The organism is Chitinophaga sp. (genome assembly GCF_039596155.1).
GTDB lineage: Bacteria > Bacteroidota > Bacteroidia > Chitinophagales > Chitinophagaceae > Chitinophaga.
In genome coordinates this window covers 204,457-230,351 of the sequence record NZ_JBCNKF010000008.1, presented here as the reverse complement: position 1 = coordinate 230,351, position 25,895 = coordinate 204,457, and the positions used below count along the sequence as shown (strand labels likewise).

Below are 25,895 nucleotides of genomic sequence, written 5' to 3'. Positions count from 1 at the left end.
CTTTTGCTAATTCCTTTACCACCTGAAGTAAATAACCACCCTCCCATCCTTCACATGCCGTTCATATGGGATAAATTTTTTCCCCATCCACTGCTTCCGATTCTTCGAAACCATCTTCCAATTAGGATAATTTCTAAACCGCCCTCCTTCTTCATCTTCTTCATAACTCATCTCTACAAACGGATTATCCAAACAAGCACTCCAAAAACCCGCATGCCAGGAGCACCTGCTACACACCGCATACAACTCCTTACGAACAATGCTATAGGTACGCCTATCCATTGTATCCTTCAGGCGTTCGTAATTTTTCATTTTATAAGTTTTGTTACCTACAAGGCATCAAACTTCTTTTTCATAGACTATTTTTAGATAATAAATACAAACGTACCCCCGCCAATTCAATTCAATATATTCATGAAAACTACCACAGCAGAACTAAGTATTCAATACAGTACATCTTATCAATCATATAAACTATCATACCAATCACTAGCTCCACCTTCTCTATCCTTTACAACACAATGTCTCAAATAAATCCTATAATACCTCTCCAATACCCCAAAAATCAAATTACTCACCAGATCCTGTGCCTCCTTCAACGACATCGAAGCATCAGGCCCCACCCGCTCAAAATCTAACAAACTCCCTTTCTCAATCAGTAATGCAGTAACAAGCTCATATGCCTGTCTTACGCTTTTGAGATCCATTCCCTGGCTCAAAATTAACAACAACTCCCTTATGAATACATCTACAGGAACTAACTTAAGCAGGTGAGCTACCGGGTCTTCATCTTCTATAACGCCGGGCTTATAACCAGAAAAATCAATATTGACAGGCAAAATAGGTGTCCGGGGTACATTCTTCACAATAAACGTATCTACATCAATCACTGTAGTCAGGGTAATCTTATTCACCTTGTCCTTATTTTCAAACAGCAAATAAGAGATGCCATCTATAAACCGCGCCAACTGGCAGGCCTGTGCATACACCTGCTCCTCAGGAACACCCGCTAAATAAGCAGAACTAAATAAATAAAGCGGCTGTTCATAGTGCTGGAAATACCAGATTCTAAACCCTTTATCTATCAGCGTCTCTGTCAATCCAACAATGAAATTGTCAGCTACATCTATTTCAAAAGACCAATTTGCCATGTCATTGAATGGATGATTAATTGTGTCAAATGTAACAAAATCCAGCACATAATCAGACAATCCAGGAAGTGTCAGGGCATCGTTTAATCTATGAAATATTAACAGGAAGCATCTCACTCGCCCAGATAACCCGTAATAATCTTACTAATAGTGTCCGCCTTATTAAACACCATAAGATGACCGCCCCCTTTTATAAGATAATCAGGATGCACAAACCTGCTGGTAATCACCCTATCCGCCGTACCATTTATCTGAATAGTTCTCTCTGGTGGTATCTTATTATCCCAATAAGCAATGCTCCTCAGTGCCCAACGGAAAAAAGACACATCTGTCTGCGCCAATAAATGCGTCAATGTCATTTTATCGTTCGGAGACCAGGCACCAAAATACCGGTAGGTAAGGAAATTAGTACGTTGAATTAATGCGCCGGGTATAATATGATTAAAACCCATTTTCATGAAAAAAAACTGTACCCTGTTCAACTCAGACTTGGTCTTGACAGAAGAGATCAACACCATCTTGTCCACTTTTATCAGCTTAGATACTTCCACAGCAACGATGCCGCCAAAAGACAGTCCGATTATATCCGGATTTTCAACTGTTATCTGACTCTTTATCCTGGTAGCGTAGTGTGCAATTGATTCATTTGGCAACGCGGGAATCCAGTTAATGTAGATTTTTTTGTACCCAGGAAGATCCAGGTTCATAAAGATAGTAGAGTCTGCTCCTAAACCACTGAAAAGATAAACAGTCTTCTGTTCAGTTTTCACTGTATTCATCGATGTTTGAGCCTTCACCAGCAGGCTATTGAACAGTAATAAAATCCCCAGGATCACTTTCCCACTGTGCGCCATAGTTTCCTTCCTTGTTGCCTTTCCGGCATTTTTAATATAGTAGTTTGCAATGTGAATGAATAGTCCAGATCATAGCATTTTGCTATGCCACTGCACCTATAGTAGCAATTTCATTAGGATAGTTAACATGATTCTTATTGAAAAGTTCCACGGGAACGCGCGGACTGTAAAACCAATGGCAATAATAATACCATTTCTTTAATATGCGCTTACGTGCCCGGACAAACCTTTCTCAAAGTGGTATAAACAACCTGAAGGGAAACATAGTGTAGAAATGATCCTGCAATACCTGGAAAGGCATATTGATACGCCTGCAGGAAACAGCCGCAGGGCACGACGCCACGTCATTACATTGGTAGGGCCGCGGAAATGACACAATATGGATGAAGACTTTATAGTAAATTACCGCCAGGTCCAACCAACAATTCAGGGCTGCTGGCCAGTTGATAGCAGTGTGTTGTGCAATGACCCCGCAGGATACACTATCTTCGTGGTCGATTTATCTCATATTAACGATGATGACTAACTTATATCATGCGGAGCAGCAAATTTACCATGTCACGAATTTCCATGACCTGGTCGCTACGCCATTTAGTGGAGAAATGAATGCGATTGGTTGGATGCGGACTCTCCGGGGAGATTTTGGTGAAATCGTGCATAAAGTATCACTCAGCGGAAATATAACGGTAATAGAAGAAGAGGAACTGCAGGCACTTCATTTGAGTGAGCAGGGACAGCTGGCCCGTGAAACTCTCTTACATGATCTACAGGCACTGACCGCATATGGCGCATCGCCAGTCCTTAACGTGATCCACCACTATGACCGGGACGATAGTTATCCTTTTTTCCCAACCGATGTCTATTCCTTTCACGTAGATCGTTCTCCTGTAGCTGTCGATACTTTTTTATGCACCTACTATGGTGATCCCAGTGAAATATTACCAAATGCACAGGGAGAACAGAAAATACTTATTCCTGAAATACGCGCTGAACTGAGAAAACTTTACCAGGGAGAAGAAGCCGGCTTCGAATCATTCTTACAGGAGCATTTTTTTGATCTGCATTATCAGGCTAAACCTGACGCAGCTATAATAAATTTAGGTGTTGGCAACCTATGGAGACTGGCTGTTGATCACCCAGCGGGCAAGGTACCTCCCTGCCTGCACCGCGCGCCAGCTGAAAAATCAGGGTTGAAAAGATTACTGTTGATTTGTTGATGTCACACTTACCTTCAACAATCCTTCTATAAACAACAAGGGCGAGAATGCATATTCCCGCCCTTGCTGCAAAATGAAATACTATTGCTTACAGGCACTGGTACACACATGCCCCTTCTCCCCATGCGCATACACATGCTTTCCGCTATCATGACAAGCCTGTGTACATACATGGTCTTTCATTTTCATCTTCATTTTCTTCTCCGTTTTGACTTTAGGATCTTCCTGTTTTTTATCCTGCGCCATAGTCGCCAGTGAAATATGCCCCAGCATAAGGGTGGCAATAAAAATCTTAAGAACTGATTTCATAGTCGTTTATTTAAATTGTTATTGAAGCGTCACTTTAATTATACTGCTGATAGCTGGCAAAGTCGTGAACCCATTGGGATTAGGTACAGCAGCGATCGCCTTTGATTCTGTTAAAGGCGTACCCGCCAGGTTAAACTGTGTAATGCCAGCCCCCGGAAACTGGTTCACGGCCGTTCCATCATCGTACAATCCGATCGTGGCAGACAGGTCACCTTTCACGGTAGCATCCCAGTCATTACCGGAAGTAGCAAAGAACCAGTCATTAGAAAAACCGTACATCGTGGCAATAGCAATCCTGTCACCCTGTACCACAGATAATTGTTGCGATACACTTCCACCCGCAGCACCATTGATCCTGGGCAATAGAATAGTGTTGGCAGGATCCTTCAGCACATACACCGATTTAACACCGGATTTCATCTTTAACGCCGCCGCCAGTGCATCGGCACTACCTTTCTGTGCCAGATCTTTCAATCCCTCTCCACGATCGTTTTCTCCCGTCTTAAAGAATGGATTTTGCTGACCATTATATACAACCACCAATACAGGTGACAGCGGTGTAAAAATCCCTGTTTTGCTCATCAGGTAAGTATTCAAAACACTGTTATCTCCCATTTCTGCTATATTGGTAAGACCATTAGCCGACACTTTGCCCGCCTCGTATATTGCATCCGGCAACAACTGGTTACCACCCGCTACATAAGAGATCGTCCATACACCGGGACTGAAAGGCGTCTCGTTAGCAGTCCCCCCAGATATATTATTGATGGTCACCGTGAACATAGAATTGCCGTTATATGTCAGCGACACTTTCATCAATTTGGAAGCGGCCAGGTATGAGTTTCCATAATCATCGGTACCACTTACTTCTTTTATGGCTTTAGGCGTCACTTCAGCCACACCAGGATGCGTCACTGCCGAACCGGGCAACTGATTCTGCCGCGTGCCATTATCCCATAACTTTATCTGGTCAGATACATCACCGGTGATGGGCGTACCATCGTCACTATACAACCGGATGCCAGGGTTATCCGGTGCAAAAAACAGGTCATTACTCCAGCCATACATGGTAGCAAAGGTGAGCCGCTGGTTCCTGGCAGCAGAAAATGTAAAACTGGTCGACTGACCCGGTAAAATAACCGGTGGCGTTCCGGTACCCTGGAAAGTGCCCGTTTCAACCAGCGGTTTGCTGTCCAGCACATTCTCAATAGTAATAGTAGTCGACTGGGCCACTGGCATATCATCATCTTTCTTACAGGCTGCCAGCGTGAGGATAGAAGCAAATAAATAACTCTTTTTCAACAGGTTATATTTCATTTGGGTGTATTTTAGTACCACAAAGCAAATGAAACCATATCCCACAGGTATTGCAGAATTATAACAAAAGTATCACAGCGATCATTCCTGTGTTTTATTTAGCAACTTTGTCATAATCGTTGATTATGGATAACAAAACTGTATTGATTATCGAAGATGATCACAACATCGTAGAGTTACTGCGCATCCATCTATATGACCTGGGATGCAGAGTGGCCACAGAAAGCGATGGCTTGAAAGGACTGGCATCTGCAAAGGAGGGCCATTTTAACCTGATCATACTCGACATCACATTACCTGGCCTGAATGGCATGGAAGTGTGCCGGAAGCTGCGCCAAACCGACCGGCAAACGCCTATCCTGATGCTTACCGCCAGAAGTGAAGAGATTGATAAGGTGATGGGACTCGAAACCGGTGCAGATGATTACCTGACGAAACCCTTCAGCATCCGGGAATTTATAGCCCGGGTAAAAGTCATCTTCCGCAGAAGTGAAGATGCGGTCACCGAAGCCTCCCCTGCTACCATCCACCCGGTCATCACCTGTAGCGGACTCGAAATCGATCTGGATAAACGGAAGGTGACCCTTCATAATAACCGGATAGATCTATCCCCGAAGGAATTCGAACTGATTACTTTGCTGGCATCTAATCCCGGCAAAAGCTATAGTAGGAAACGGCTGCTAAACCTCGTTTGGGGCTATGATTTTGAAGGGTATGAGCATACAGTAAACAGTCATATCAACCGCCTGCGGGCAAAGATAGAAGCCGATGTATCGAACCCTCAGTTTATTCTAACCACCTGGGGCGTAGGCTACAGGTTTAACGAAGAATTATAAATGTCAGTAAGAACCATCAAAGGCAATCGCCTGTTCTGGAAGATAATAATAGTGTTTACAGCACTATTAATCATGCTGGGGGTCATATTCGTAGTGATCGCCTCCAAATTTTCAAGAAGTTATTACACCGCTGCGCACCAGGAATTATTTGGTGACATCGCACAGCACCTGGCTTCCTTTACACAACCCTTCAAAAATGGCCAGCCGGATACGAGTGTCACGCACGACATCATTCACAGCACCATGGTAGCCAACCCACTGGTAGAAGTGTACTTGCTGGATACAGCAGGTAATATTAAAGATTATGTAGTACCCGACAAAACAGTGCAGATACGCCAGGTCAATATTCACAAGGTACACCAATGGCTGGGCGCTTCAAGCATGAATCGCCCGATGGGAGACAACCCCAAACAACCAGGTGAACCCAGCATATTCTCAGCAGCACCTGTATATGAAAAAGGAAAGTTAGTCGGGTATGTGTATGCTGTACTGGCAAGTGAAAAACAAAAAGCGATCCTGCAGTCGCTGGACAATAACCTGTACCTGCGACTCGCCAGTTACATGTTCTTTGCAGCACTCATTGTAGCTTTTATTGTAGGTGTAGTTACTTTCTTCCTGATAACAGATAGTATCTGTCGTATTGCAGGAGTTGTAAAGCGGTTTAAAGAAGGTGATTACGCAGCGCGTATTGAGGGATATGGAAAAGGTAACCTGGGAATGCTGACCTCTACGTTTAATGAAATGGCCGACGAAATTGTGGATAACATCGAAAAAATCTCTGCGACAGACAAATTCAGGCAGGAATTGATTGCGAATGTATCCCACGATCTGCGTACGCCGCTGTCAATTATGCAGGGATATGTAGAAACGCTGATGATGAAAAAGAATGTGCTGACAGCCGCAGACACCGAAAGGTACCTGACCATTGTATATGACAGTAATCGTAAGTTATCCGGGCTGGTAGAACAACTTTTCCAATATGCAAAACTGGAAGCCAACCTGATCACTCCAGACAAAGAATCGTTTCAGTTAGCCGAACTGGCAGCAGATATCATGATGGCATACCAGTTGCAGGCAGCAGAAAAGCACATTCAACTCGGTTTCTATGCTACAGATAATTTACCACTGGTCTTTGCAGATCTTTCCCTCACGGAGCGGGTATTACAAAACCTGCTGGACAATGCGTTTAAATTCACGCCCGCCGGCGGCACCATTACGCTTCATTTAAGCGAAACCAGGGCAGGTGTAAAAATATCCATATCAGATACAGGTGTAGGTATTTCATCCGAAGACCTGAATCATATTTTTGAACGGTATAAACAAGCACAACCCCGTACCGGTAGCTCAAAGGGTATGGGCATTGGACTGGCCATCGTCAAGAAAATACTGGAATTGCACCAGGCGGCGATTACAGTAGCCAGCGCGCCTGGCAAGGGAACTACTTTTAATTTTGAATTACAGACTACCCTATAAGTTACAAAAGGAGTGGTCTTTTTAACGTTGCTGTAATATCAATCCTGGTAGCTTTGCCCTTATCCGGTATAGATCAACATACCTCTCCTGATACAGATGAACTTTGGACACAAATTTGCATCACTGTATGAAACCGGCTTAAATATGGAATTTAAATTTAAAGTGGTCGCTTTTGGATCATCTGCTGGAAGTATTGAGCCACTGGGCCATATACTCAGGGAAATTCCTACCACCATAAATGCTGCAATTATTGTCGTACATCATCTCTCCAGTACTTATCCCAGTAAGTTGAATAATATCTTAAAGTCTTACACCACGCTCCCTGTAGTAAAGGTGCAATATAATGTGACAATAGAGCGTGGTAAAATATACGTCATCGCAGAAGGAAAATTTATGCGGTTAGTCAACGATCAGTTAGTAGTACGTAATCGTACTAAAGAGGAACAGAAGCTGAATAAGGCAATTGACATCTTCTTTTCCTCCATGGCAGATGCGGCCGGTGAGCAAAGCATAGGTGTCATATTATCTGGTGCGGGTGGCTTTGATGGTATTGCTGGTGCCGTGTCTGTGGAGAAGGCGGACGGCTTGATCATTGTTCAGGATCCATATACAGCAGAACATCCCATTATGCCCAGTGCGCTTATCGCGAACGATCACCCTGATTACATTCTAGCCCCACATGAAATTGCACAGAAGATTATTGAACAATGTAAATAATCCGCTGAAGGTCCATGTAACCATGAGCTCCTCTCCAATGCTCTTCCGATTTTTCAGATCGCTTACCCATGTATTTGAATTTGATCAAATCAGGTTAAAATTGTAAATTGATACAGATAACCTTGTTTGGTCTGACACCAATACCCTATTTCTCTATGCAAAAGACCCTGCTTCAAAAGCAATCCCACATCAACATCAGCGCTTCACCCCAAAGTGGTTCCCGTGGAATTTCCATGCCAGCCGTCGCGCCCTACCAGTTCACGACAGGTGTCGTTCAGCGTGATATAAAGATTAAAAATAAAAGCGAAGTGGAAACGGTGAAGGTAAAAGACCTGACTGCCCGCCTCAAAGGTGGACGTGTTCTTAAAGGATATCCGGAAAAAGTGCAGGATGAAGTAATAGCAGAAATTATATTAACTTATGACGGAAATGATGAACCAGTTACCTATAGTGCTATCGAGGCGAAGGCCAAAAAAATATTATCTGCAAAAGAAAAAGAAGAAGGAGGTACCAAAACGACTGGAAAGACAGACGATCCGACAACGACAACAACCTATAACAAAGCCCTGATCGAAGAAAAACTACTCGGCGGAATAGGTGCGATCACAGTCGGTGAGTTGAAATATTACCTCGATTTTGAGCCATCACAGGTAAATGGTGTAGCAAGAAGTATTGCCATTGCAATAAGAGAAGAAACATATGACAAGCCTAAAGCACAGGTAAATACTGTAGATACAGGTATTGCCATTACAACAGGTGAAGGAACTGATGACGATCATAAAGCAGAGGCAACGGACGAGAAGGAAAAAGAATCGCAATTAACACTACTTAGAAAAGAAGCAAAGCGCCAGAATAAGGAGGAAAAAGAAAAGTGGGCAGCACCGGAGACCCAGATACCTTCGCACGTCATCGATTCATCGAGGAAAAAGGAAATGAGCAAGGCGCAGAAACAATTGGAAAAAGATAATCGTAGTATTCCCCCGGAATATGTCAAAAAAGAAACTGTAAGACGCTTACCTGAAGAAATAAAAAGAAAACGAGAAGAGCTGCAAGCATTGTTACCTAACATCAGTGCGGAAGACAGTCAACTCATTACAGCACTGGCTGTAGGCCCTATTTCCGGTGGTTTGGAATACCTCTTCGGATTGATTGAACCGCTATTAAAAGAAATAGACGATAAATGGCACCTGTTAAAGCCAGCGGGAAAACAAGCATTGACAAAACTTGCTTCTTCATCCCTTCAAAACCTGGGGGATGCCAAAGGCCTGATCGGAGAGTTAAACGCTATTGCCTTTGCTATATCTAAGGAGGGTGTATCAGAAATAAATACCGGTGGTGATGATAAGAAGTTGCCAGGAGAGGAAAAAATCGGTAATACGAATACGCAGGATATCGATATACGTTATCTCGAGCCGGTTAACGAAAAAGATTATGTACGTTCATATGTAGAAGCTAAATACGATGCGAAAACGCTAATAGGGAAATATGCAGATATAGATGAAGCCCTGAAAAAATCCCACCAGCAGGCAAGGTATGAAGCATACTCCCAAAAAGCCTTGCCAACAAGTGGAAAAGTGACAGGTAGAAAACTCTATGCAAACATTGCTAATACACACGACTGGCTGTTGCTATTTATACCAGGTAGTACCGGAATATCTGTAACTCACCGTCTTACTGATGCCGGCTGGACGATCGTTATCGGCAGAAGAGCCCTGACCAGCGAAGAAGTATATAAATTAATCCCTATTGTAAAAAAAATCTGCTATGCAGACAAAGAAAAGTTTGTAGACGAAACCAGCCTTATAGAAACAACCACGACAAGTACTGCTGAAGATAAGACGACTGCAACTACATCTGAAGAAAAAGAGAAAAGCACTGAGCCAACAGTAAAAAAGAAACGGTTCAAACCTGAAGACTGGGCAGAAGCCAACAGTAACCTGCTGACGCCTGATGAGTTACTGGCAAAAAAAGAGATAAAGTAGGAGCCCATAGCCATTAAATTGTACAGGTCAGGTACTGTAAATAATCACATACCTTTCAGGCCTTCAGGTTTTGAAGCGATGAGCTGGTACATGATAATAATAGCCATACTATTTAGATGCCCAAAGCTGTGTTCTCAGTCTGGATTATATAGTTAGAACTACTGAGAATTATTGGATTGTTCATATCGTTCCATCACTAGCGGGAATTACCATCACGGCATCACCGTCGGTCGCATATTTTCCCCAATTACAAATAAGCACCAACTTACTCATAAAATCCACGCAATCTGTCGTTATACAATATTCATTTAACTTAACAATCTATTCAAATTTCACTCTCTTCAATTTAACAGAGGACTCCTGATTATCTACAGTTTTTATTTTCAAATACACTGTAAATTGCTGATCATATTGGGAGCCACTAAAGCTGAATTGATCATTTCGGCTATCTGATTCTTGAAAATAACCCTTTCTCATTTCAATAAAAGAAGAATCATTTCTTTTGTAATACACTACCAAAATTTGATTCAATAGCTCATCGGAAGCGGTTATTCTATAAGTGTATTGTTTAAATTTTTTCTTAACATGCAGCGGAGGATCGACAGTTACTGATATCGTTAAGAGATCAAGTATCTGATCCGGGGTAAGTTTTGTAGACACAATTGGTGATGGAATACTGACACCTGGAATGACCTTTGGTGTATCAATCGACTTAACCGGTAAAACAGGCGCAGGAGAAGCCGGTTTCACTGTCTTGGGAGAGTTCGTTGCTGTTTTTAATGAAGGACTATGATGGCTCGTATTGTCAGAAGGTGCTTCATTTTTTTTATCAAATGTTAATGGCATCGTAACAAGTTGAGCTGTATCTGGTATAAGAATAGCAAATTTTAACGTATCTGTCCCACGAATCGCTACAAAGGAATGTTTGATTTTCCTTAAATCCGAAAAGATGATAACACCCATGTTTCCTGTTTGGGAATCTACACCATCACGAATAATAGTTACCGTTGTTGCTTTATCAAATGTAATGTTAACCGATGCCCGGGTAAAAAACTGGTAATACCAATGCTTACCTGAATCCGTTATAGCAAAGCTTACTAAACCTATAACAACAACTAATAATGCGACTAATGCGCCTGTAATTTTACTATCTGTTTTTGGGGGGTCTTTTCTTTCTGACTGATTATTATCGGCCATATGTAAATAAATTATTTTGGGATTACAGATACAATTTACAGATTTATATTAAATAAAATACCATTGTATTATTTCGGGCAAAACCCAGGTTAACACACCCTCGTTAAATATATAGCATGAAGCCAGGTAATCTTGGAAAAATATAAGTAAATCCTAAATAGATATAAACCGTTCTGCCTCCTGCAAAAGAACTTCGTCCCTGTATAAAAATTGAAAAATATGGCAAAAAGGATCTTCATTACAGGAACTTCAAAAGGGTTTGGCAGAATTTGGGCTGAAGCGGCCCTTAACAGGGGAGACAAAGTAATTGCAACCGCCAGGAATCTAAGTGACATTCAGGATTTAAACGAGAAATATGGCGAGGCCGTATTGACATTGTCTTTGGACGTCACAGACCGAAATGCCTGTTTAGCGGCTGTAAAAAAGGCAATGCAACATTTTAATGGCATTGATGTGCTTATCTCCAATGCAGGTTACGGACATTTCGGCTGTATAGAAGAGATCAATGAAAATGATGCACGTAGTCAGATTGAAACAAACGTTTTTGGTTCGCTTTGGATGATTCAGGCCGTCCTGCCAGTTATGAGGCAACAGCAATCAGGTCATATCCTACAGGTTTCCAGCATAGGCGGTCTGCTGGCTTTTCCAATGTTAGGTATTTATCATGCATCAAAATGGGCTATCGAAGGGATTTGCGAATCCTTGAATGCAGAAGTGCAGGCATTTGGTATTAAAGTAACGCTAATCGAGCCAGGAGGCTACGCTACCGATTGGGGAACGAATTCAGCCGTTCATAGCAGGCCAATAGAAGCATATCATGCTTTAAGGGAGGCTATGGGCCAACGCAGTCAGGACAGTGCTAATATGATCGGAAATCCAGGCGCTACGGCAGAAGCAATTTTAAAAGTTATTGATGATGCTAATCCACCACTCCGCCTACTTTTAGGTAAATTTGTACTGCAGATGATAGAAAGCACCTATATGCAACGTCTCGAAACGTGGAAGAACTGGGAAAAAGTATCGGAAGCAGCCCAGAACTAAGCACCTCAATAAGACTACACATAATATTCAGCCCGGAAATACTATTTATATGGAAAGCATCAGGACTATATCTTCAATCAGTGATTTGCACCAGGCATTAGGTTATGAAAAGCCTAAACATCCTTTAATCACAGTGATTGATCTTGCCAAAGTAGGCGATCATAAAGATGCTAGCGGTCAAAAAATATGTTTGGGATTTTACAATATAGCCTGTAAAAAAGTAGAAGGCCATTTGCTATATGGTAGAAGTTATTATGATTTTACCGAAGGTAGCCTGATATTTATGTCACCAGGACAGGTCTGGACATCTAACACACATATAAAAGAAGGCTGGGCTTTATATTTCCACCCGGATTTGCTACATGGCACAGAGTTGGGGAATAAAATTCATGAGTATTCCTTCTTTCGATATGATGTTAATGAAGCACTACATATATCAGAAGACGAAAAAGAAACTATTCAGGACTGTTTACAGAAAATTCAAAAGGAATATTCACAGCCTATTGATAGGCATACTCAAAAGGTTTTAGTAAGTACGATTCAGCTGTTGCTTGAATATTTCGACCGCTTCTACCAGCGTCAGTTTATCACCAGAAGTAAATTACATTCAGATCTGGTCCAACGTTTTGAAAGGTCATTGGTTGAATATTTCCAATCCGATCTACCGTCAAGAGAAGGCTTGCCTGGAGTTCGTTATTTTGCCGACCAGCTAAATATCTCACCAACCTACCTGACAGATGTATTGAAAAAATTCACTGGGAAAAATACACAGGAACATATTCATCTTCAATTAGTAGAACGTGCGAAAAACCAGCTATTGAGTACCACTAAACCTATAAGTGAGATTGCCTATGAGCTTGGATTCGAACACCCCTCTCATTTCACAAAAATTTTTAAAGGAAAAACAAATTTATCACCCGGTGCATTTCGATCTCAAAACTGAGTGGGTATGCAATGATACCATTTTGTAAATTGTCGGTGTGCAGACACCTTTCGAACTAGTTTATCGAAGATGTAATACTAATGGGAAATTTGTTCAGAATGTCTCAAAAACAAACATTCTCCTTCCCTTATGTAGGATTTCTTACTATCCTTTATAACACAAAATGTTAGGTAACACGCCAAGGTGGTTACATGAGAAAATTCAAGTTAAAAAATAAATATGGTTGTTAAATACCAAAGGGAGATCAGTCTCCCAATCTCCTTTTGGTATTTTTTTCAAACTGCCGCGGCTTGCTAACCTTTTAATTCCTATTTTTATCGGGTAATACAGACCCGTCAAATGAGTAATCCCTTAAGTGACAAAGACAAAGAAACATCCCTACCAGAGCGTCCGGCTACCGTACCTGCCAATGCCCGTTTTATTGAAGGAAAAAATAATCTTCCCTATTGGGTAAAATACCAGACTGACCCCTCCAACAACCGCTACACAGGTGAATATGCAGAATGGGACCTGGAAGGACATTTACTGTTAAAAATGATCTACCATGATACTGGAGGAATACCAGAAGAAGTATTCACTGCAGCCGTTGTGCCCGAAAAAGTCTATAACGATCACTATATAGATTCTCCCGTCATAAATCGTAGCCGGCATTATAGTTATAATAACTTATGCTATAAGGAAGCGCTCTACGATGAACGCGGCCAGTTATTATATACCGTGAGCCAACAACATATACCCACCCGGATCAATCGCAGGTACTATAACGATATACGGATATATGAAATGATCGCTGCACAGGATGAAGTACCGGTAAGTGTACGTTACTTTTATGGTGATGGTACGGTAATGGCAGCATACAAGTCAAACGGTGATGGCACAGGGGTATGGAATATATATAGCCATACAGGGCAACTGTTATGGATAATCCCCCTGGATAAGGAAACATTTGTTACCAGCAAACAAAGATGGCCCTACTTTTTGCCGGACTGGACCTCACAACCGGCATACCCAACAATCGATCATTATGTAGATGCCATACTTAAAAACTTTCGCAAGGAGTACGACAGGGTCACTACCACCTTAACCATACAATCGTTGCCTATACCGGGTTACCTGCAGGGAGAACTTAACAAATTTGCCTGGCACCAAATGGAAACAGCCTTTGGTACCGGGGAAGAGCTACCTGCTAACATCAATGGTTTAATTACAGGCGATGACCACATTGCCGAAAAATGTGCTGCACGCCTTTGGTGGAGCGTAGGCGCACATGGAGGTTACTTTGATGCCGCATATGCCACGGCGATATTACTGGCACGTATGTTAGCTGTGACACCCCATACCAAACGTTTGCTGACACTTATATACAAGATCTTTTCTCAACCCGCACTTCGTACAGATGGCTATGCCGAACTCGTAGCTAACTTCTCGTTTCTGGTACCGCAACTCCGGCAATGGTCCCTGGACGCTGATCCTGTAACAGCCCGCCAGTCCCAGCATATACTGCTACATGCAGGCCAGGGTATGCCAGACACAGTACACTTGTTTCAGCAGGAATGGCAAAATGTCTCCCATCCTGTTAGCCGAAGAGCGTATGCCTTATTTTGCCTTGGTAGATTGTACGAGATAGATGATGCTGATGAAGAAATGAGAGGACATTTTGTAGCTGCTTACCAGCAGGAACCGCTATTAGCATTGCAGACCATACTGGCTATTTTCCTGCTACGTGATGCAGGCGAACATGTCGACAAGCACTGGACGGATACGCTTATTCAGGCGCTGAATGAGCCAGATACCTTGCAGACACTTGATATGATAGATACATTTACCGGGTACGATGCGGAGGGGTTCCTGGAAATGATGTTGGAAGAAGCGGGTGTGGAGAGGTCATAACTTAGATACAATTGTGAAAAAATTATGAGTCACTGAACAAAAAATTATCTCCATATACCTTCTTTGCCCCAACCGTTAAACAACATTGACTTTGATGCTAAATGGGATGGTACTGCTTTCAAAAGAACCAAAAGAAGGCTATTTAAAAAATTAGACTAAAAAATGTATTACAAAATTTTCAAAGTAAGATCTTTTTTACCCAAGAGCTTGTATAATACGACTTACCAGGTAAGAAACAGTTCCATTGACTCCAACCGTATCATTAATCCCCCTCACAAGGAGCCATTATATAGTACTACCGGGCCTCAAAGACAGCCCGGTGATGCTTTCCCTACTATTATCTGCTAAAGAGTAAGACATTTATTGGTTATTAGTAAAAAAGATCCTGCAGGAAGAGAACACTAAAGGCCTTTTATTGATTTATCCGTCTCAGTGTATCCACATTATGTAAATTTTTATTTCGAAAAACAATACTTTGGATAGTAATCAACTTATCATTTTTCACAACAAATTTCACAAAGAACGCATCCTTTGATGCTGCCAAGGCTAATGTATCGTTCCTCAAATTCCACAGACCTTCTGCATGATAGTTGTAATTAGTCAGACCAGAGAAACTATGAAAATGATATTTAAATTTTCCAGACTCGGTTAATGTCAACGTCCAATCTTGACTATCGCCATCAGCCCCACTTTCTCCATTCTTCTGGATATAAGTTCCTACTATACCTAACTGAAAATATGAGAACAATGCTAAAAGAGCAAAAGATTTTATCATACAATATCAATTAGAACTTGAAGGTACTAAAATCATAATTAATATCCTCGCATCTGCCACAGTCCCTTTGCATCATACCCATCCCGCTGCAATCTCTTTTATGTTCCCGGCTCCCCAAATGGATGAATTTGAAATATTCTTCGCGGAAATTCGTAGAAAGTCTGTTAGCAGACTATCATCTCGCAATTGATTCTTTCTGAAAGACTGCATTAAGGATAATCCTACCTATAAGAATTTGCTGATGATGATGTATACAGGAATACTTCAGATGTCAATTTTCAACAATTGGTAAATTATATGGTACAAGCGGACAGAGATAACCCAGCCGGCGGCCGGATGTGGTGCCTTGGTATTGGTGAGAAAGTGGATAAAGGTGAATTCGAATGAGAATGTGCATAAACAAATCGCGCCAAAGATATTTCAGTAATTATTTGATCTGACAGAGTTGCCCAAAAGACATTAAGTTGCTAAACAAACGCTTCCAAGAAATCTGGAAGCGTTTGTATTTTTTGAGATAAGTTACTTTTTTGGATTGTATTTTATCGAACCCGGTGAGACGATAAAACAGTGGAAGTTTGACTTGATAATAGTTTAAACCACTACCTGGACTATTTGATAATGAGTTACTTACAAACAATATAGATTAAAATAGAAAAGGAGAACCCGCTCTGAGAGCGGGTTCTCCTTTTCTAGTCGGGGCGACTGGACAATTGCCGAACCAGTATTTGGGTGATTTAATTAATATTCAGCGAGTTATTTATTAAATTTATGTCATAAATCCGAAATGCAAAAAAGGTATTGATAGATGATAGAACTAATTTATATTGTATTGATAATTTATTAAATTTTAAACCAAACTGCAGTTCAGCCTACAGCTGGTAACGATGTACGAAAGCTGGCTTTTAAGACTTATGGAAAATCTACTTTATTACCCATATATCAATATTCCCCAAACTTCATGGACAGCAAGAGTGCTATTGTACTATGATAGAATAGGATCCATTGTGCCTCAGAGATATTTTTATGAGCCAAACAACTATGACCCGTTTATGAAAGCAATGGTTCGTAGCGAACTTGTAGAGCCTATAAACCCTATAGAAGTCTTAGAATATCCCTGGCAGGTATCGCAACCATTTATTGAGTACTTGAACGGTGACAATTTTAATTTACAAAAACGAAGAGCTATTTTTAGAAACGAAGGGTCTGGAAAAACTAATCGAGATAGAATTGGATTAAATGGCGTGAGAGTTCATGTCGACAAGTTCGATGGCGAAATCTTTTATCAATTAGAACAAATGGGCCTTGCTGCTAGAAAAGACGATGAATGGTTCATAGTTGAAAAGAAAACAGCCAACGAACTAATGACATTCCTTGCTTCAGTTTTAGGAGGGAAGATGAAATACCAGCCTACTACAGACAAGATTAAAAAAGGATTTAAGGCTTTACACGCTTCGAAACAAAATATTAAAACTCTTAAAAAGGTAAGTAAGAAACGAGAGCTAATTTTAAACGAATTAATTCCCTTTCCCGAACAAATTGACATTGATAAATTAAGAAGATTTAAGGATACGCATTTAGATTTACTTAAGGCTTTCAAAAATAGAGTTGAGCTAATTGTTCTTAACCCCGCCATGGAGGAAGACTCTGATTTTTTTCATGAAGCTATAAAAGAGTTAAAGACAAGAAAAACTGAATTATCTGCAAAGATGAATGAAAGTAAACTAGGAGGAATTCTCTTCGGAACTATTTGCGGCATAACGGGTGCAGCTATTGGGCTTTCCGCAGCGGAAACCGTAGGCGCCGTTATTGGAGGGCTTCCTGGATTTGCAAACGCAGTTTATTCTGCATTGCAAATTGAAAAAGCTGAAGATATTTTTGATCAATCAGGCATGAAATATTTAGCACTAGTTGACAAACAACTTAGAACGATTTCAGACAATGGATTCAACTAACGTATTTAAGAAAAAACATTGTAACAAGAATGCTTCGAACACAAAAGAGCCTTCAAATCCAATAACTTGAAGGCTCTTGTAAATTTTAGTCGGGGCGCTGGACAATTGTCGCCCTGCTCTTTAGATAACCTCATTCAAATTCATCAACTTAAAAATTTAATAAATACAAATGGGTTATACCATGGTCCATTGAAATAGTGAAAACATGGCACTGCGGATATATATTAGGCTTTTGACATAGATTTATATGTTAAGGTTTTCCGCACGATATCCTATATGGGCTTCACCTCTAATGCGAGGTAGCTTTGACCATCTTTGTCAATTTTTGGAGCACCATTCTCAAATCGAATCCTGAACTGAACAGGATCTGTTCTCTTTAATTTATGAAAAGGGAGATTTCTTAAAGCACTGACGTGAAATTTTATATACTGACCAAAGCCCTCTGATTTGATTACTCCAATAGGTTGCTTTACACGATCGATATTCCCAATATAAAATTCCCCCTCTTTTGGTTGAATTGAGTTTTTTTTCTTTTCATTCTGTGCTTTTGCAGGCAGACCTCCAAGTTCAATCTTCCCAAGCACCTTCAGGCCAGGCAAATCTTGTTTCAAAGACGTGACAATTGGCTCTTCCTTTTTGGGAGCTACCGGAATAAACCTGGTGAATACTTCTTCATCACTTGCTTCAACTTCACCTTCCAAATTATCCGCTACTCGAACCTCTCTATCATAATCAACGGGTCTTACATCCCATGCATTGATTTGATCATAACGGAAACCGATAAAGAACTTGACACGATCATTAACATTCCTTTCGCTAAATGCTCCTATACCAGGAACGAAAAAAGCTTCCAGACCGCAATCCAGTTCAATTTTTCCCCGCTGCCAATCAGACGCTTCCTTAATCCTGCCAAAAACCTCCACTAAGTTGCCAGCGTTCTGGATGAAAAACACTGCAGTGTCGAATGTTCCAAGAGTCCGATGATTTTTCAATTTATGAAGGCCATTACCATTTCCATACCATTCAAATGAAAATTTTTCGTTTTTTGAATAAAAACGCAAACGATCACGTATCTCCTTCACTTTACTGACGCTAGACCGATCAAACTCAGCACCTTCGTCGATCGCCTTTACGGCATTCAACACATATAAATAGTAAAGACCTTCCAGCTCAAGGTTTCGTGTCTGTTTTTCTATCTGACACCAAGTACCAACAATAGTGATAGCTTCCTCAAGGCTGGGCGGATATTTTAGATGCCTTGCAGCTTGAAGCCACATTCTGAAGTGATTGCTATTGAAAGGTTCATGAACTATATTTTGGCGAAGGTATTCGACACACGTCTCCAATTCCAGCTGAGTCAGCTTGTCCCAAGCCTGACTGTAACCAGAAATTGACTCACTTTTTGACGCCAATAGACTGCGAATAAACAATGTCTTATACCGAGGGATCATATTTTGGTGCCCTGCGGGAGGCTGCTTGATCAATACATCGTATTTGGATTTAACAATCCCAGCATTTCCAATCTTTGCCAGATAATCTGCTTCACAACGCTCTATATATTGAGCAGAACGCTGCAGCCTGGCCTTAAGTTCCAAGCCTTTCGACTGATCGATAATGTAAACGGCTTCCTCCAGCAGTGTCCCAATCTTCTCCAGAATAGATACATACCATTCATTTGATGGATCAGTAAGAAATACCTCCCTATTTTTGGATACCGTAATCTTAAAACCAAACTCAAGTGCCCTTAACAATAATTGCGATTGAGTAACGTGGCCATAGACATTATACCCATCAAGAGCAATTGAGCGATCAAATGCCTCACATGCTAATTCGACCAGCTCCTTTACAGTATGTTCCAGATCATTCAAGTCATCCATTTCTAAATTGACGCCATTCATTTTTTCATCTGCCTTCTCCTTGTAGCACATCCCCATAGTGTGTACGAGTGATGGATCGTTCTCTTGAATCTCTAAAGACAAACTAGCCTCCTGGATCGCCCTATCGAATTTCTGCAGTCCAATTTCAGGCTTATACAAATAGCGGGCAAAGTGCCCATGATAGTGAGCTTCGTTGGGGTATGCACTTGTCAATTCGGAAAAAACGGCTTCTCCCACTTCAGGCAGTAACTCCTGTATCGCATCAGTAAATTGGTCGCGGCCAAGAGTGCCATCATAATCCTCCCTTGTGATAAACAATGAATCGAAGATTGACTTTGCGTCATCGTGTATCACCGGCATTGCTCCGTTGAAATACCGTATTAACTCTATTAGCCAGGTTCCAAGGTATGCCTTCCAAGCAGCCTTATTCTTTGGCGCCCCGGTTAATACAATCTTCATAGCTTCCTCCCCTATAATTGCATAGCGGGGACGCCAGGTGTTTTTCCCATCTCTACCGTCGAAATTCTCCTGGAGAATATCAAATACTGGTGAGTCCTCTCCAAGAAGTGCCACGAGGTCGCATTTGTCACTTGGCACACCGAATAAATTTGAAAAGAATTCACCGGGAACGGCCTGTTGAGTAAAATGATATATTAGACACACAAATCCAACTAACTGGCGCTTTTGAATATTCAAGTCTGTTATGCATTTTTCAATATAATCATCGATGCCAATAAATGCATGTTCATATGCCACCAGTCCATAAAGGAATGGAGAGATAAATTTCTGGTCATTTTTGTATTCGTTTTTGATATTGACAATCTTGCCTCTTCTCGCCGGAGCATGAGAAGCGAAGACATCTTCAAAATTTGCTATTTCAGGCATTAACAAAGATGCCCTTAGCACAAAACGTTTATCAGGAGCAGTCGATACTTTTCCCCGCTTAACGATAAAAAGCACTGCATTCTTGCTTACATTATTCAGGTCGCGATAAAGAGAATGAGCATCTTTAACTTCATGATGCTCTATGATGATAAGGATAGGGACACTACTGTTTATATAGGTGTCGTAAATGACACGAAGACCGTGAAGCGTCTTTTTGGGTTCGTACTTACGCAGGCAAACGGTAGGGTACTTGGAACAGAGATCAAAGGCAAGTCTTCGCGAAAGAGTCGTTCCTCCAGCGCCTGGTTCATGAATAAACTCAATTTCTTTGGGTTTATTCTTCTCCAAGTCTGCCAATAGCCCATCTCGAATGCTCTTGTACCCGTACCTCACTACGTCCCTATTCGATGCCAAGTCCAGCCAGTTAACAGTTGCGCCCTTGTAAAATCCATCCAATGGAATATCAGAGTCAATATCATTTTCGATACCCTTGTAGATGATTTCTATGCCCAATGAATAAAGTTGTTCATAATCTTCAGGCTTAATCTGGGCAGTTGACAGAACCTGGATAGAATTTTTATACGGAATTTTTATCGTCTTTTCAGTCGATGAATCAGACGAGAAGGTCGGATCAATCTCAACTCCTCTCGATAATTGCCCTATTGAAATATTTACTTCTGAAACATTTTCGAATTTTTTAAGAACAGCTTCGAAATCCTTAGTGCCGTCATTACAGAGTACAAAATCTACGTTGCTTTCCTCTACGTATTCAATGGCAGCAATAACAGCGTCTGCATAATCGGGATCTATGTTCATTAGCACAACGGTTCTGGGTAACATAGAAGAACCTTTGACAAAAGCGGTATACAGTTTATCCTGTAGGTAATGATTGTAGCGTTTTCTCCAGACTTTAAAGTCGCTACTCGGCCCAATACTTCCTAGGCCATTGGCATGAAACCAATAGTGGTCAAATTTTATCTCGAACTCCGGTTTATCGTCGATGGTAAAGGATCTCTTATAGGCGGTGCCCTTTTGCCGGTTAAAACTTGCCAGTAAACCAGATTCAACTGTATCCGTGTCTCTATCAAAGTCGATCGTTAGACGCCATGGCAAACGGGCGATAGAGGCTGCTACAGTAGGGTCGTTTGTTAAATTGGGTGGGCTAACAAGGATATATTGTCTACGTTGGTGGAAGTCATGACAAGCGGACATAAATGTATTCCATGCGACAAGATCGGAACCTTCAACGTAAACCAAACCTCTGTTTTTCAGAGCATCCTGTACAACATCGGGAAGCTGGCGATTTAACAATACGACGTAAAGCCATTTTAAAACCTCCAACAAACTAGTGTGAATAACGTACAGGTCCTCATGAGTAAGTTCTTCAACCTGACTGCCGGCCGAATGAGACCCATTATTGCTTAGACCTTTAACTGATTGTAAGTACGTATATATACGCTTTGCGTTGCGGAACCCACCAATATCATAAACCGCTTTTATAAGATCATCAAGCTCCAGTCTTTCACCGACGCTTTTGTTCCTTCGCGCGGCACTAGGAATGGCTGGATCATCCCCGTCAATGATAGTGACCCCATTATGGGGGCGTCTAGAGAGTATGATGGCCTTGCAAATCGCCTCAGCTACGATTCTGGCAGGAGTAGGAATCAATTCTTTTCGGCTATAAATTCCTACCCATATAGTGAATTTTTCCTCAATTTCATGTAATTTTTCTGCCAAATTCATAGTTTTTGTTTTTTCAGGATGCAAGTTAAATGTTTGTTGTGCAGTCTTTCTTCACAGGAACGAGTGTAACCACGAAAAATTAACTACTCTAATTTCAATGTATTAAATATTTAAAAATGAGTGAATTCAAAAACCCATCCCTAAGATATCGAACTTTGGATAAATGTTTTCGCAACACTGTTAGGCGGTACTATATTGAGGACCTAATTTTTGAATGCAACAAAGCATTAAAAGAGCATGACCCTGGCGCACCAGAAGTCAGCCGTCGACAAATTTTCTTGGATATAAACTATATGGAAAGTGCGAAAGGCGGCAATATTGAATTGGAAAGAGTAAGAGATGGAAAACGTGTGTACTATAGATATAACGATCCCAACTTCTCCATTGAAAAAATGCCCATAACTGAATCCGATTTTACCGAACTTCAATCGGCACTACAAATCTTGTCGCACTTTGAAGGCATGCCACAATTTAATTGGCTTGAGGCCGTGCTTAAAAAAATTAAATATAGTATTCCCGAAACAAGCATTAATGAAACAATTCTTAGTTTCGACCACAATCCGTATTTAAAAGGCATTGAATATCTTTCACCACTCTTCCACGCGATTAAGTACAGAACAGTATTGTCAATTACCTATCAAGATTTTAAAAGCGCTCAACCTTATAAATTGATAGTCCATCCTTATTTCTTACGGCAATACAACAGTCGGTGGTTTCTCTTTGGACTTAACGAGGAAAAGCAAAAGCCTGATTGGACTTTGGCATTGGACCGTATACGAGAAATATCTGCAATTTCAAAGAAAGGCTATTTCCCTCCACCCATAGACTGGAATGCTTATTTTCACGACATTATCGGAGTGACGAAACCGGCAGATCCTGCCGCGGAGATCCTTCTACATTTCTACGGATCAGCAAGTCATTATGTGCTCACAAAAGCCCTGCATGGCAGCCAACGATCAAAGTGGATCGAGGATGGGGTATTAGAAGTCCGGCTGCATTTAATTGAGAATTATGAGCTAGAGCAAACCATTTTATCGTTCGGCGAAAGGGTACGCGTAGTATCGCCAATCAGTCTAGCAGAAAAAATAGCTAATCGGTTACAACAAAGTATCAGTCTATATAAACTCCAAAACTCTTAAAGAGGACGCTTATGTCAACCCCAAAAGAAACAGTCAACAACTACTTGTAGAAGCCAAGTAGAGGGCCATAAATTACGCTAAAAGGCACATTATCTGTGCCCTTATGTTAGAATTTATTAAAAAGAACAAAGAAAAAGTGACCCATATTCTGGTGTACCTGCTGGATAGGTTTAGCCGTACCGGTGATGGAGCTATGCGTTTATCTAAAGAATTACGGGAAAAATACGTTGTTACCATTATCGCGGTCACTCAACCAATTGACACGAGCAATCCGGGCGGCGTGTTTCAGCAAAACATGTAATTTCTGTTTAGTGAATATGACAATCAATTACGAAGACAAAGGGCTATTGCTGATACTAAAGAAAAACTGGAAAGTGGTATTTGATGTCTACAGCCACCGATGGGGTATTCTATTGTAAAAGAAGATAAGCTCCGAAAGATTGCCGTTAACGATGTTGGCAAAAAGTTACGTAAGGCATTTGAGTGGAAAGCGCAAGGAATGAAAAATGAAGAAATTCTTTCACGGCTACAGGCGTTAGGGGTAAAGATCTATAAGCAGAAATTAAGCATGATCTCATCCAATCCATTCTATTGCGGCATTATCGCCCACAAAACCCTAAAAGGTAGATTGGTGATGGGCGATCATGAAAAATTGATTTCCCAGGAACTATTTTTACGTATTCACAATATCCGGGCAGCAGCAGGGGGAAAATATGGTGTATCTCACAGGAAGGAAAACAATGCCTATCCATTAAAACTTTTTATAAAGTGTGGTAATTGTGGAGTAGGCTACACTGGTTATACAGTAACCAAAAAAATTAAAGCAACAGGTGAGGAGGGTCATTATCACTACTACAAATGTCGCACGAAGGGATGCAACTGTAACAAAAGCACCGCAGGCGTCAATAAAGACTTCCTTAAATATTTGGCTGATTATAGTATCAAGCCCCATTTAGTTGCGCCACTGCTTTATCACATGAATCATGCTTTTGATCGGCATTATGAAGAATCTTTTAAAATAAAAGACGCCCTGCAAAGTAACCTGGCTATGGTTGATGCCAAAATTGAGGCACTGGAAGAAGACTATTATGTTGACAAACGGGTGCCTGCTGAAACCTACGATAGGCTAAGAACTAAACTGGCTAACGAGAAAAAACAGATATTAGACAACCTAACCAATAGCAATATCGACAGTTCTAACTTAAAAGAAACCTTTGAGTGGGTGATGAATATTTCGCTAAAAATCCCGCTGGTATGGGATTCCGGTGAAATCGCAGTGAAGGAAAAATTACAAAAACTGTTGTTCCCAGAAGGAATACGCTATTATCACAAAAAAGGCACATTTCTAACTGAAAAAGTAAACGAGGTATTCGCGCTAATCCCGCACGTGAAGTGCATTACAGACGATTATAAAAACTGGACAAGGCAGCATTTCTGCTGCCTTGTCCAGTTTCGTCGGGGCGGCAAGATTCGAACTTGCGACCTCCTGCTCCCAAAGCAGGCGCGATAACCGGACTACGCTACGCCCCGTTTCCGCAAACCATTTTCACAGTTGGGGTTGCAAAAATAAGAACCTTTTCTAAAATTGTTACACTTTCTTAGAAAAAAATACGCCAGTTCACCTAAAACCCTTACCAATGCTGCATTCTTATGTAGTATCCTCCCCACTTATATCCTTTATACTGATTGTGGTCAGCTGAAAGCCCAGGAAGGCCATTCCGGAAATAACTACCGCATACATTAAAACTGCCTACCTGCCAGCCACCATGGTAACAACGCCATCCGGTCCGGCAATGAGACCTTTAGATGCCATGCGGTAGAATAAAGAATGATCTACCACACCTGGCCACATCTTAAGAAGATTGAGCGTATCCAACGGTGGAAGTACGGGAAAGTATACATCTATCAACAGGTTATTTCTTTCTGACAACTTAAGGATTTCTCCATTTTTCCTTGTTTCAATCACCGCATCGTTGAACCGTTTCCTTAAAGAATGGATAACACTCCCCATAGCAGCAGGTATCACTTCAATAACAAGAGGGAAAGTAGCATCCAACTCCGGCACTAATTTTCCAGCATCGGCCAATAATATAAATTCATCCGCCATAGAAGCAAGAATCTTCTCAGTAACATGAATCCCGCCACCACTTTTCAGGGCATTCAGCTGATGATCCAGCTGATCACAGCTATCAAAATAGACATCAATACTCTCAAGTGTTCCCGGATCAGCGACCGGTATACCCAATTCACCTAATAATCGAACGGTATCCTGCGACGAGGACACGATGGTAAGTGTCTTTACCAACTCCTGATCTTCCACAAGAGCTCTCGCCAAATGGCCGATCGTAGCACCTGCGCCAAGGCCGGCAACCATTCCCTTACTGATATGGTGAAGGGCTGCCAGTGCCACTGTTTTTTTATAATCAGTCATACTCCTGCTTTAGTTTTAAATTGCATTACTCCACAATGAAATTATCGAATATGATGTAATTTAAACAGGATGATTGACCAAAATATCTTTAAAATAAATCTTGCACTTACCCAACAATACTGTGAGCAACAACTGATCCAAACAGGGAAGCATTTCGCGGATATTT

General features: G+C 41.2%; 20 protein-coding genes and 1 tRNA gene. 11 read left to right on the top strand and 10 right to left on the bottom strand.

What is annotated here, in order from left to right; translation table 11 throughout:
* Positions 1-15 precede the first annotated feature (15 nt).
* From ABDW33_RS10660 to ABDW33_RS10650, 3 genes are all read right to left on the bottom strand, one after another.
* A complete protein-coding gene (locus tag ABDW33_RS10660; RefSeq protein ID WP_343690044.1) occupies positions 16-312 on the bottom strand; it encodes a hypothetical protein in 297 nt (98 codons plus the stop codon).
* Positions 313-461: 149 nt separating this feature from the next.
* Positions 462-1,151, bottom strand: a complete 690-nt coding sequence (locus ABDW33_RS10655; RefSeq protein ID WP_343690043.1) for a hypothetical protein — start codon at positions 1,149-1,151, stop codon at positions 462-464.
* Between the two features lie 113 nt (positions 1,152-1,264).
* On the bottom strand, positions 1,265-2,005 hold the full coding sequence (locus ABDW33_RS10650; protein WP_343690042.1) for an alpha/beta hydrolase: 741 nt from the start codon (positions 2,003-2,005) through the stop codon (positions 1,265-1,267).
* Between the two features lie 515 nt (positions 2,006-2,520).
* On the opposite strand from ABDW33_RS10650, the gene ABDW33_RS10645 reads away from it, so the two are divergent.
* Positions 2,521-3,222 (top strand): hypothetical protein, encoded by a 702-nt coding sequence (locus ABDW33_RS10645; RefSeq protein WP_343690041.1) that lies wholly within the window; start codon positions 2,521-2,523, stop codon positions 3,220-3,222.
* 81 nt (positions 3,223-3,303) lie between these two features.
* Here the strand turns inward: ABDW33_RS10645 and ABDW33_RS10640 are convergent, their stop codons facing one another.
* Entirely contained in the window at positions 3,304-3,531 is a 228-nt protein-coding gene (locus tag ABDW33_RS10640; protein ID WP_343690040.1) for a hypothetical protein, read from the bottom strand.
* A gap of 18 nt (positions 3,532-3,549) precedes the next feature.
* Positions 3,550-4,848: a spondin domain-containing protein gene (locus ABDW33_RS10635; RefSeq protein ID WP_343690039.1), complete on the bottom strand. Its 1,299-nt coding sequence runs from the start codon at positions 4,846-4,848 to the stop codon at positions 3,550-3,552.
* 125 nt (positions 4,849-4,973) lie between these two features.
* On the opposite strand from ABDW33_RS10635, the gene ABDW33_RS10630 reads away from it, so the two are divergent.
* From ABDW33_RS10630 to ABDW33_RS10615, 4 genes are all read left to right on the top strand, one after another.
* Entirely contained in the window at positions 4,974-5,684 is a 711-nt protein-coding gene (locus ABDW33_RS10630; protein WP_343690038.1) for a response regulator transcription factor, read from the top strand.
* Positions 5,685-7,157: a HAMP domain-containing sensor histidine kinase gene (locus ABDW33_RS10625; RefSeq protein WP_343690037.1), complete on the top strand. Its 1,473-nt coding sequence runs from the start codon at positions 5,685-5,687 to the stop codon at positions 7,155-7,157. It abuts the gene before it with no gap.
* A 144-nt stretch (positions 7,158-7,301) separates the two neighbouring features.
* On the top strand, positions 7,302-7,874 hold the full coding sequence (locus ABDW33_RS10620) for a chemotaxis protein CheB (RefSeq protein ID WP_343690036.1): 573 nt from the start codon (positions 7,302-7,304) through the stop codon (positions 7,872-7,874).
* A gap of 107 nt (positions 7,875-7,981) precedes the next feature.
* On the top strand, positions 7,982-9,856 hold the full coding sequence (locus tag ABDW33_RS10615; RefSeq protein WP_343690035.1) for a hypothetical protein: 1,875 nt from the start codon (positions 7,982-7,984) through the stop codon (positions 9,854-9,856).
* A gap of 321 nt (positions 9,857-10,177) precedes the next feature.
* Here ABDW33_RS10615 and ABDW33_RS10610 read toward each other — a convergent pair whose 3' ends face one another.
* Positions 10,178-11,053: a hypothetical protein gene (locus ABDW33_RS10610; protein ID WP_343690034.1), complete on the bottom strand. Its 876-nt coding sequence runs from the start codon at positions 11,051-11,053 to the stop codon at positions 10,178-10,180.
* Between the two features lie 219 nt (positions 11,054-11,272).
* Here ABDW33_RS10610 and ABDW33_RS10605 point away from each other — a divergent pair, with 219 nt between their 5' ends.
* The 3 genes from ABDW33_RS10605 (at position 11,273) to ABDW33_RS10595 (ending at position 14,927) form a co-directional block, all read left to right on the top strand.
* Positions 11,273-12,094: an oxidoreductase gene (locus ABDW33_RS10605; RefSeq protein WP_343690033.1), complete on the top strand. Its 822-nt coding sequence runs from the start codon at positions 11,273-11,275 to the stop codon at positions 12,092-12,094.
* Positions 12,095-12,143: 49 nt separating this feature from the next.
* Positions 12,144-13,037, top strand: a complete 894-nt coding sequence (locus ABDW33_RS10600) for a helix-turn-helix domain-containing protein (RefSeq protein WP_343690032.1) — start codon at positions 12,144-12,146, stop codon at positions 13,035-13,037.
* Positions 13,038-13,376: 339 nt separating this feature from the next.
* Positions 13,377-14,927: a hypothetical protein gene (locus ABDW33_RS10595; RefSeq protein WP_343690031.1), complete on the top strand. Its 1,551-nt coding sequence runs from the start codon at positions 13,377-13,379 to the stop codon at positions 14,925-14,927.
* A 412-nt stretch (positions 14,928-15,339) separates the two neighbouring features.
* On the opposite strand, the gene ABDW33_RS10590 is transcribed toward ABDW33_RS10595, so the two are convergent.
* A complete protein-coding gene (locus ABDW33_RS10590; RefSeq protein ID WP_343690030.1) occupies positions 15,340-15,702 on the bottom strand; it encodes a hypothetical protein in 363 nt (120 codons plus the stop codon).
* 911 nt (positions 15,703-16,613) lie between these two features.
* On the opposite strand from ABDW33_RS10590, the gene ABDW33_RS10585 reads away from it, so the two are divergent.
* A complete protein-coding gene (locus tag ABDW33_RS10585; protein ID WP_343690029.1) occupies positions 16,614-17,654 on the top strand; it encodes a hypothetical protein in 1,041 nt (346 codons plus the stop codon).
* A 272-nt stretch (positions 17,655-17,926) separates the two neighbouring features.
* Here ABDW33_RS10585 and ABDW33_RS10580 read toward each other — a convergent pair whose 3' ends face one another.
* On the bottom strand, positions 17,927-22,159 hold the full coding sequence (locus ABDW33_RS10580; protein WP_343690028.1) for a hypothetical protein: 4,233 nt from the start codon (positions 22,157-22,159) through the stop codon (positions 17,927-17,929).
* A 116-nt stretch (positions 22,160-22,275) separates the two neighbouring features.
* On the opposite strand from ABDW33_RS10580, the gene ABDW33_RS10575 reads away from it, so the two are divergent.
* Complete coding sequence (locus tag ABDW33_RS10575; RefSeq protein WP_343690027.1) at positions 22,276-23,298, top strand: WYL domain-containing protein; 1,023 nt, start codon at positions 22,276-22,278, stop codon at positions 23,296-23,298.
* A gap of 103 nt (positions 23,299-23,401) precedes the next feature.
* Positions 23,402-23,599 (top strand): recombinase family protein, encoded by a 198-nt coding sequence (locus ABDW33_RS10570; protein WP_343690026.1) that lies wholly within the window; start codon positions 23,402-23,404, stop codon positions 23,597-23,599.
* Positions 23,600-24,753: 1,154 nt separating this feature from the next.
* Here ABDW33_RS10570 and ABDW33_RS10565 read toward each other — a convergent pair.
* Both ABDW33_RS10565 and rpiA read right to left on the bottom strand, forming a co-directional pair.
* Positions 24,754-24,828, bottom strand: a tRNA-Pro gene (locus tag ABDW33_RS10565).
* A 220-nt stretch (positions 24,829-25,048) separates the two neighbouring features.
* Positions 25,049-25,729, bottom strand: coding sequence for a ribose 5-phosphate isomerase A (gene rpiA, locus ABDW33_RS10560; RefSeq protein ID WP_343690025.1), 681 nt, complete (start codon positions 25,727-25,729; stop codon positions 25,049-25,051).
* Positions 25,730-25,895 lie beyond the last annotated feature (166 nt).

What these genes read in the sequence shown, in the direction of transcription:
- ABDW33_RS10660 (WP_343690044.1), bottom strand. Translation starts at nt 312, where the DNA reads ATGAAAAATTACGAACGCCTGAAGGATACAATGGATAGGCGTACCTAT.
- ABDW33_RS10655 (WP_343690043.1), bottom strand. Translation starts at nt 1,151, where the DNA reads ATGGCAAATTGGTCTTTTGAAATAGATGTAGCTGACAATTTCATTGTT.
- ABDW33_RS10650 (WP_343690042.1), bottom strand. Translation starts at nt 2,005, where the DNA reads ATGGCGCACAGTGGGAAAGTGATCCTGGGGATTTTATTACTGTTCAAT.
- ABDW33_RS10645 (WP_343690041.1), top strand. Translation starts at nt 2,521, where the DNA reads ATGATGACTAACTTATATCATGCGGAGCAGCAAATTTACCATGTCACG.
- ABDW33_RS10640 (WP_343690040.1), bottom strand. Translation starts at nt 3,531, where the DNA reads ATGAAATCAGTTCTTAAGATTTTTATTGCCACCCTTATGCTGGGGCAT.
- ABDW33_RS10635 (WP_343690039.1), bottom strand. Translation starts at nt 4,848, where the DNA reads ATGAAATATAACCTGTTGAAAAAGAGTTATTTATTTGCTTCTATCCTC.
- ABDW33_RS10630 (WP_343690038.1), top strand. Translation starts at nt 4,974, where the DNA reads ATGGATAACAAAACTGTATTGATTATCGAAGATGATCACAACATCGTA.
- ABDW33_RS10625 (WP_343690037.1), top strand. Translation starts at nt 5,685, where the DNA reads ATGTCAGTAAGAACCATCAAAGGCAATCGCCTGTTCTGGAAGATAATA.
- ABDW33_RS10620 (WP_343690036.1), top strand. Translation starts at nt 7,302, where the DNA reads ATGGAATTTAAATTTAAAGTGGTCGCTTTTGGATCATCTGCTGGAAGT.
- ABDW33_RS10610 (WP_343690034.1), bottom strand. Translation starts at nt 11,053, where the DNA reads ATGGCCGATAATAATCAGTCAGAAAGAAAAGACCCCCCAAAAACAGAT.
- ABDW33_RS10605 (WP_343690033.1), top strand. Translation starts at nt 11,273, where the DNA reads ATGGCAAAAAGGATCTTCATTACAGGAACTTCAAAAGGGTTTGGCAGA.
- ABDW33_RS10600 (WP_343690032.1), top strand. Translation starts at nt 12,144, where the DNA reads ATGGAAAGCATCAGGACTATATCTTCAATCAGTGATTTGCACCAGGCA.
- ABDW33_RS10595 (WP_343690031.1), top strand. Translation starts at nt 13,377, where the DNA reads ATGAGTAATCCCTTAAGTGACAAAGACAAAGAAACATCCCTACCAGAG.
- ABDW33_RS10590 (WP_343690030.1), bottom strand. Translation starts at nt 15,702, where the DNA reads ATGATAAAATCTTTTGCTCTTTTAGCATTGTTCTCATATTTTCAGTTA.
- ABDW33_RS10585 (WP_343690029.1), top strand. Translation starts at nt 16,614, where the DNA reads ATGGAAAATCTACTTTATTACCCATATATCAATATTCCCCAAACTTCA.
- ABDW33_RS10580 (WP_343690028.1), bottom strand. Translation starts at nt 22,159, where the DNA reads ATGAATTTGGCAGAAAAATTACATGAAATTGAGGAAAAATTCACTATA.
- ABDW33_RS10575 (WP_343690027.1), top strand. Translation starts at nt 22,276, where the DNA reads ATGAGTGAATTCAAAAACCCATCCCTAAGATATCGAACTTTGGATAAA.
- ABDW33_RS10570 (WP_343690026.1), top strand. Translation starts at nt 23,402, where the DNA reads ATGTTAGAATTTATTAAAAAGAACAAAGAAAAAGTGACCCATATTCTG.
- rpiA (WP_343690025.1), bottom strand. Translation starts at nt 25,729, where the DNA reads ATGACTGATTATAAAAAAACAGTGGCACTGGCAGCCCTTCACCATATC.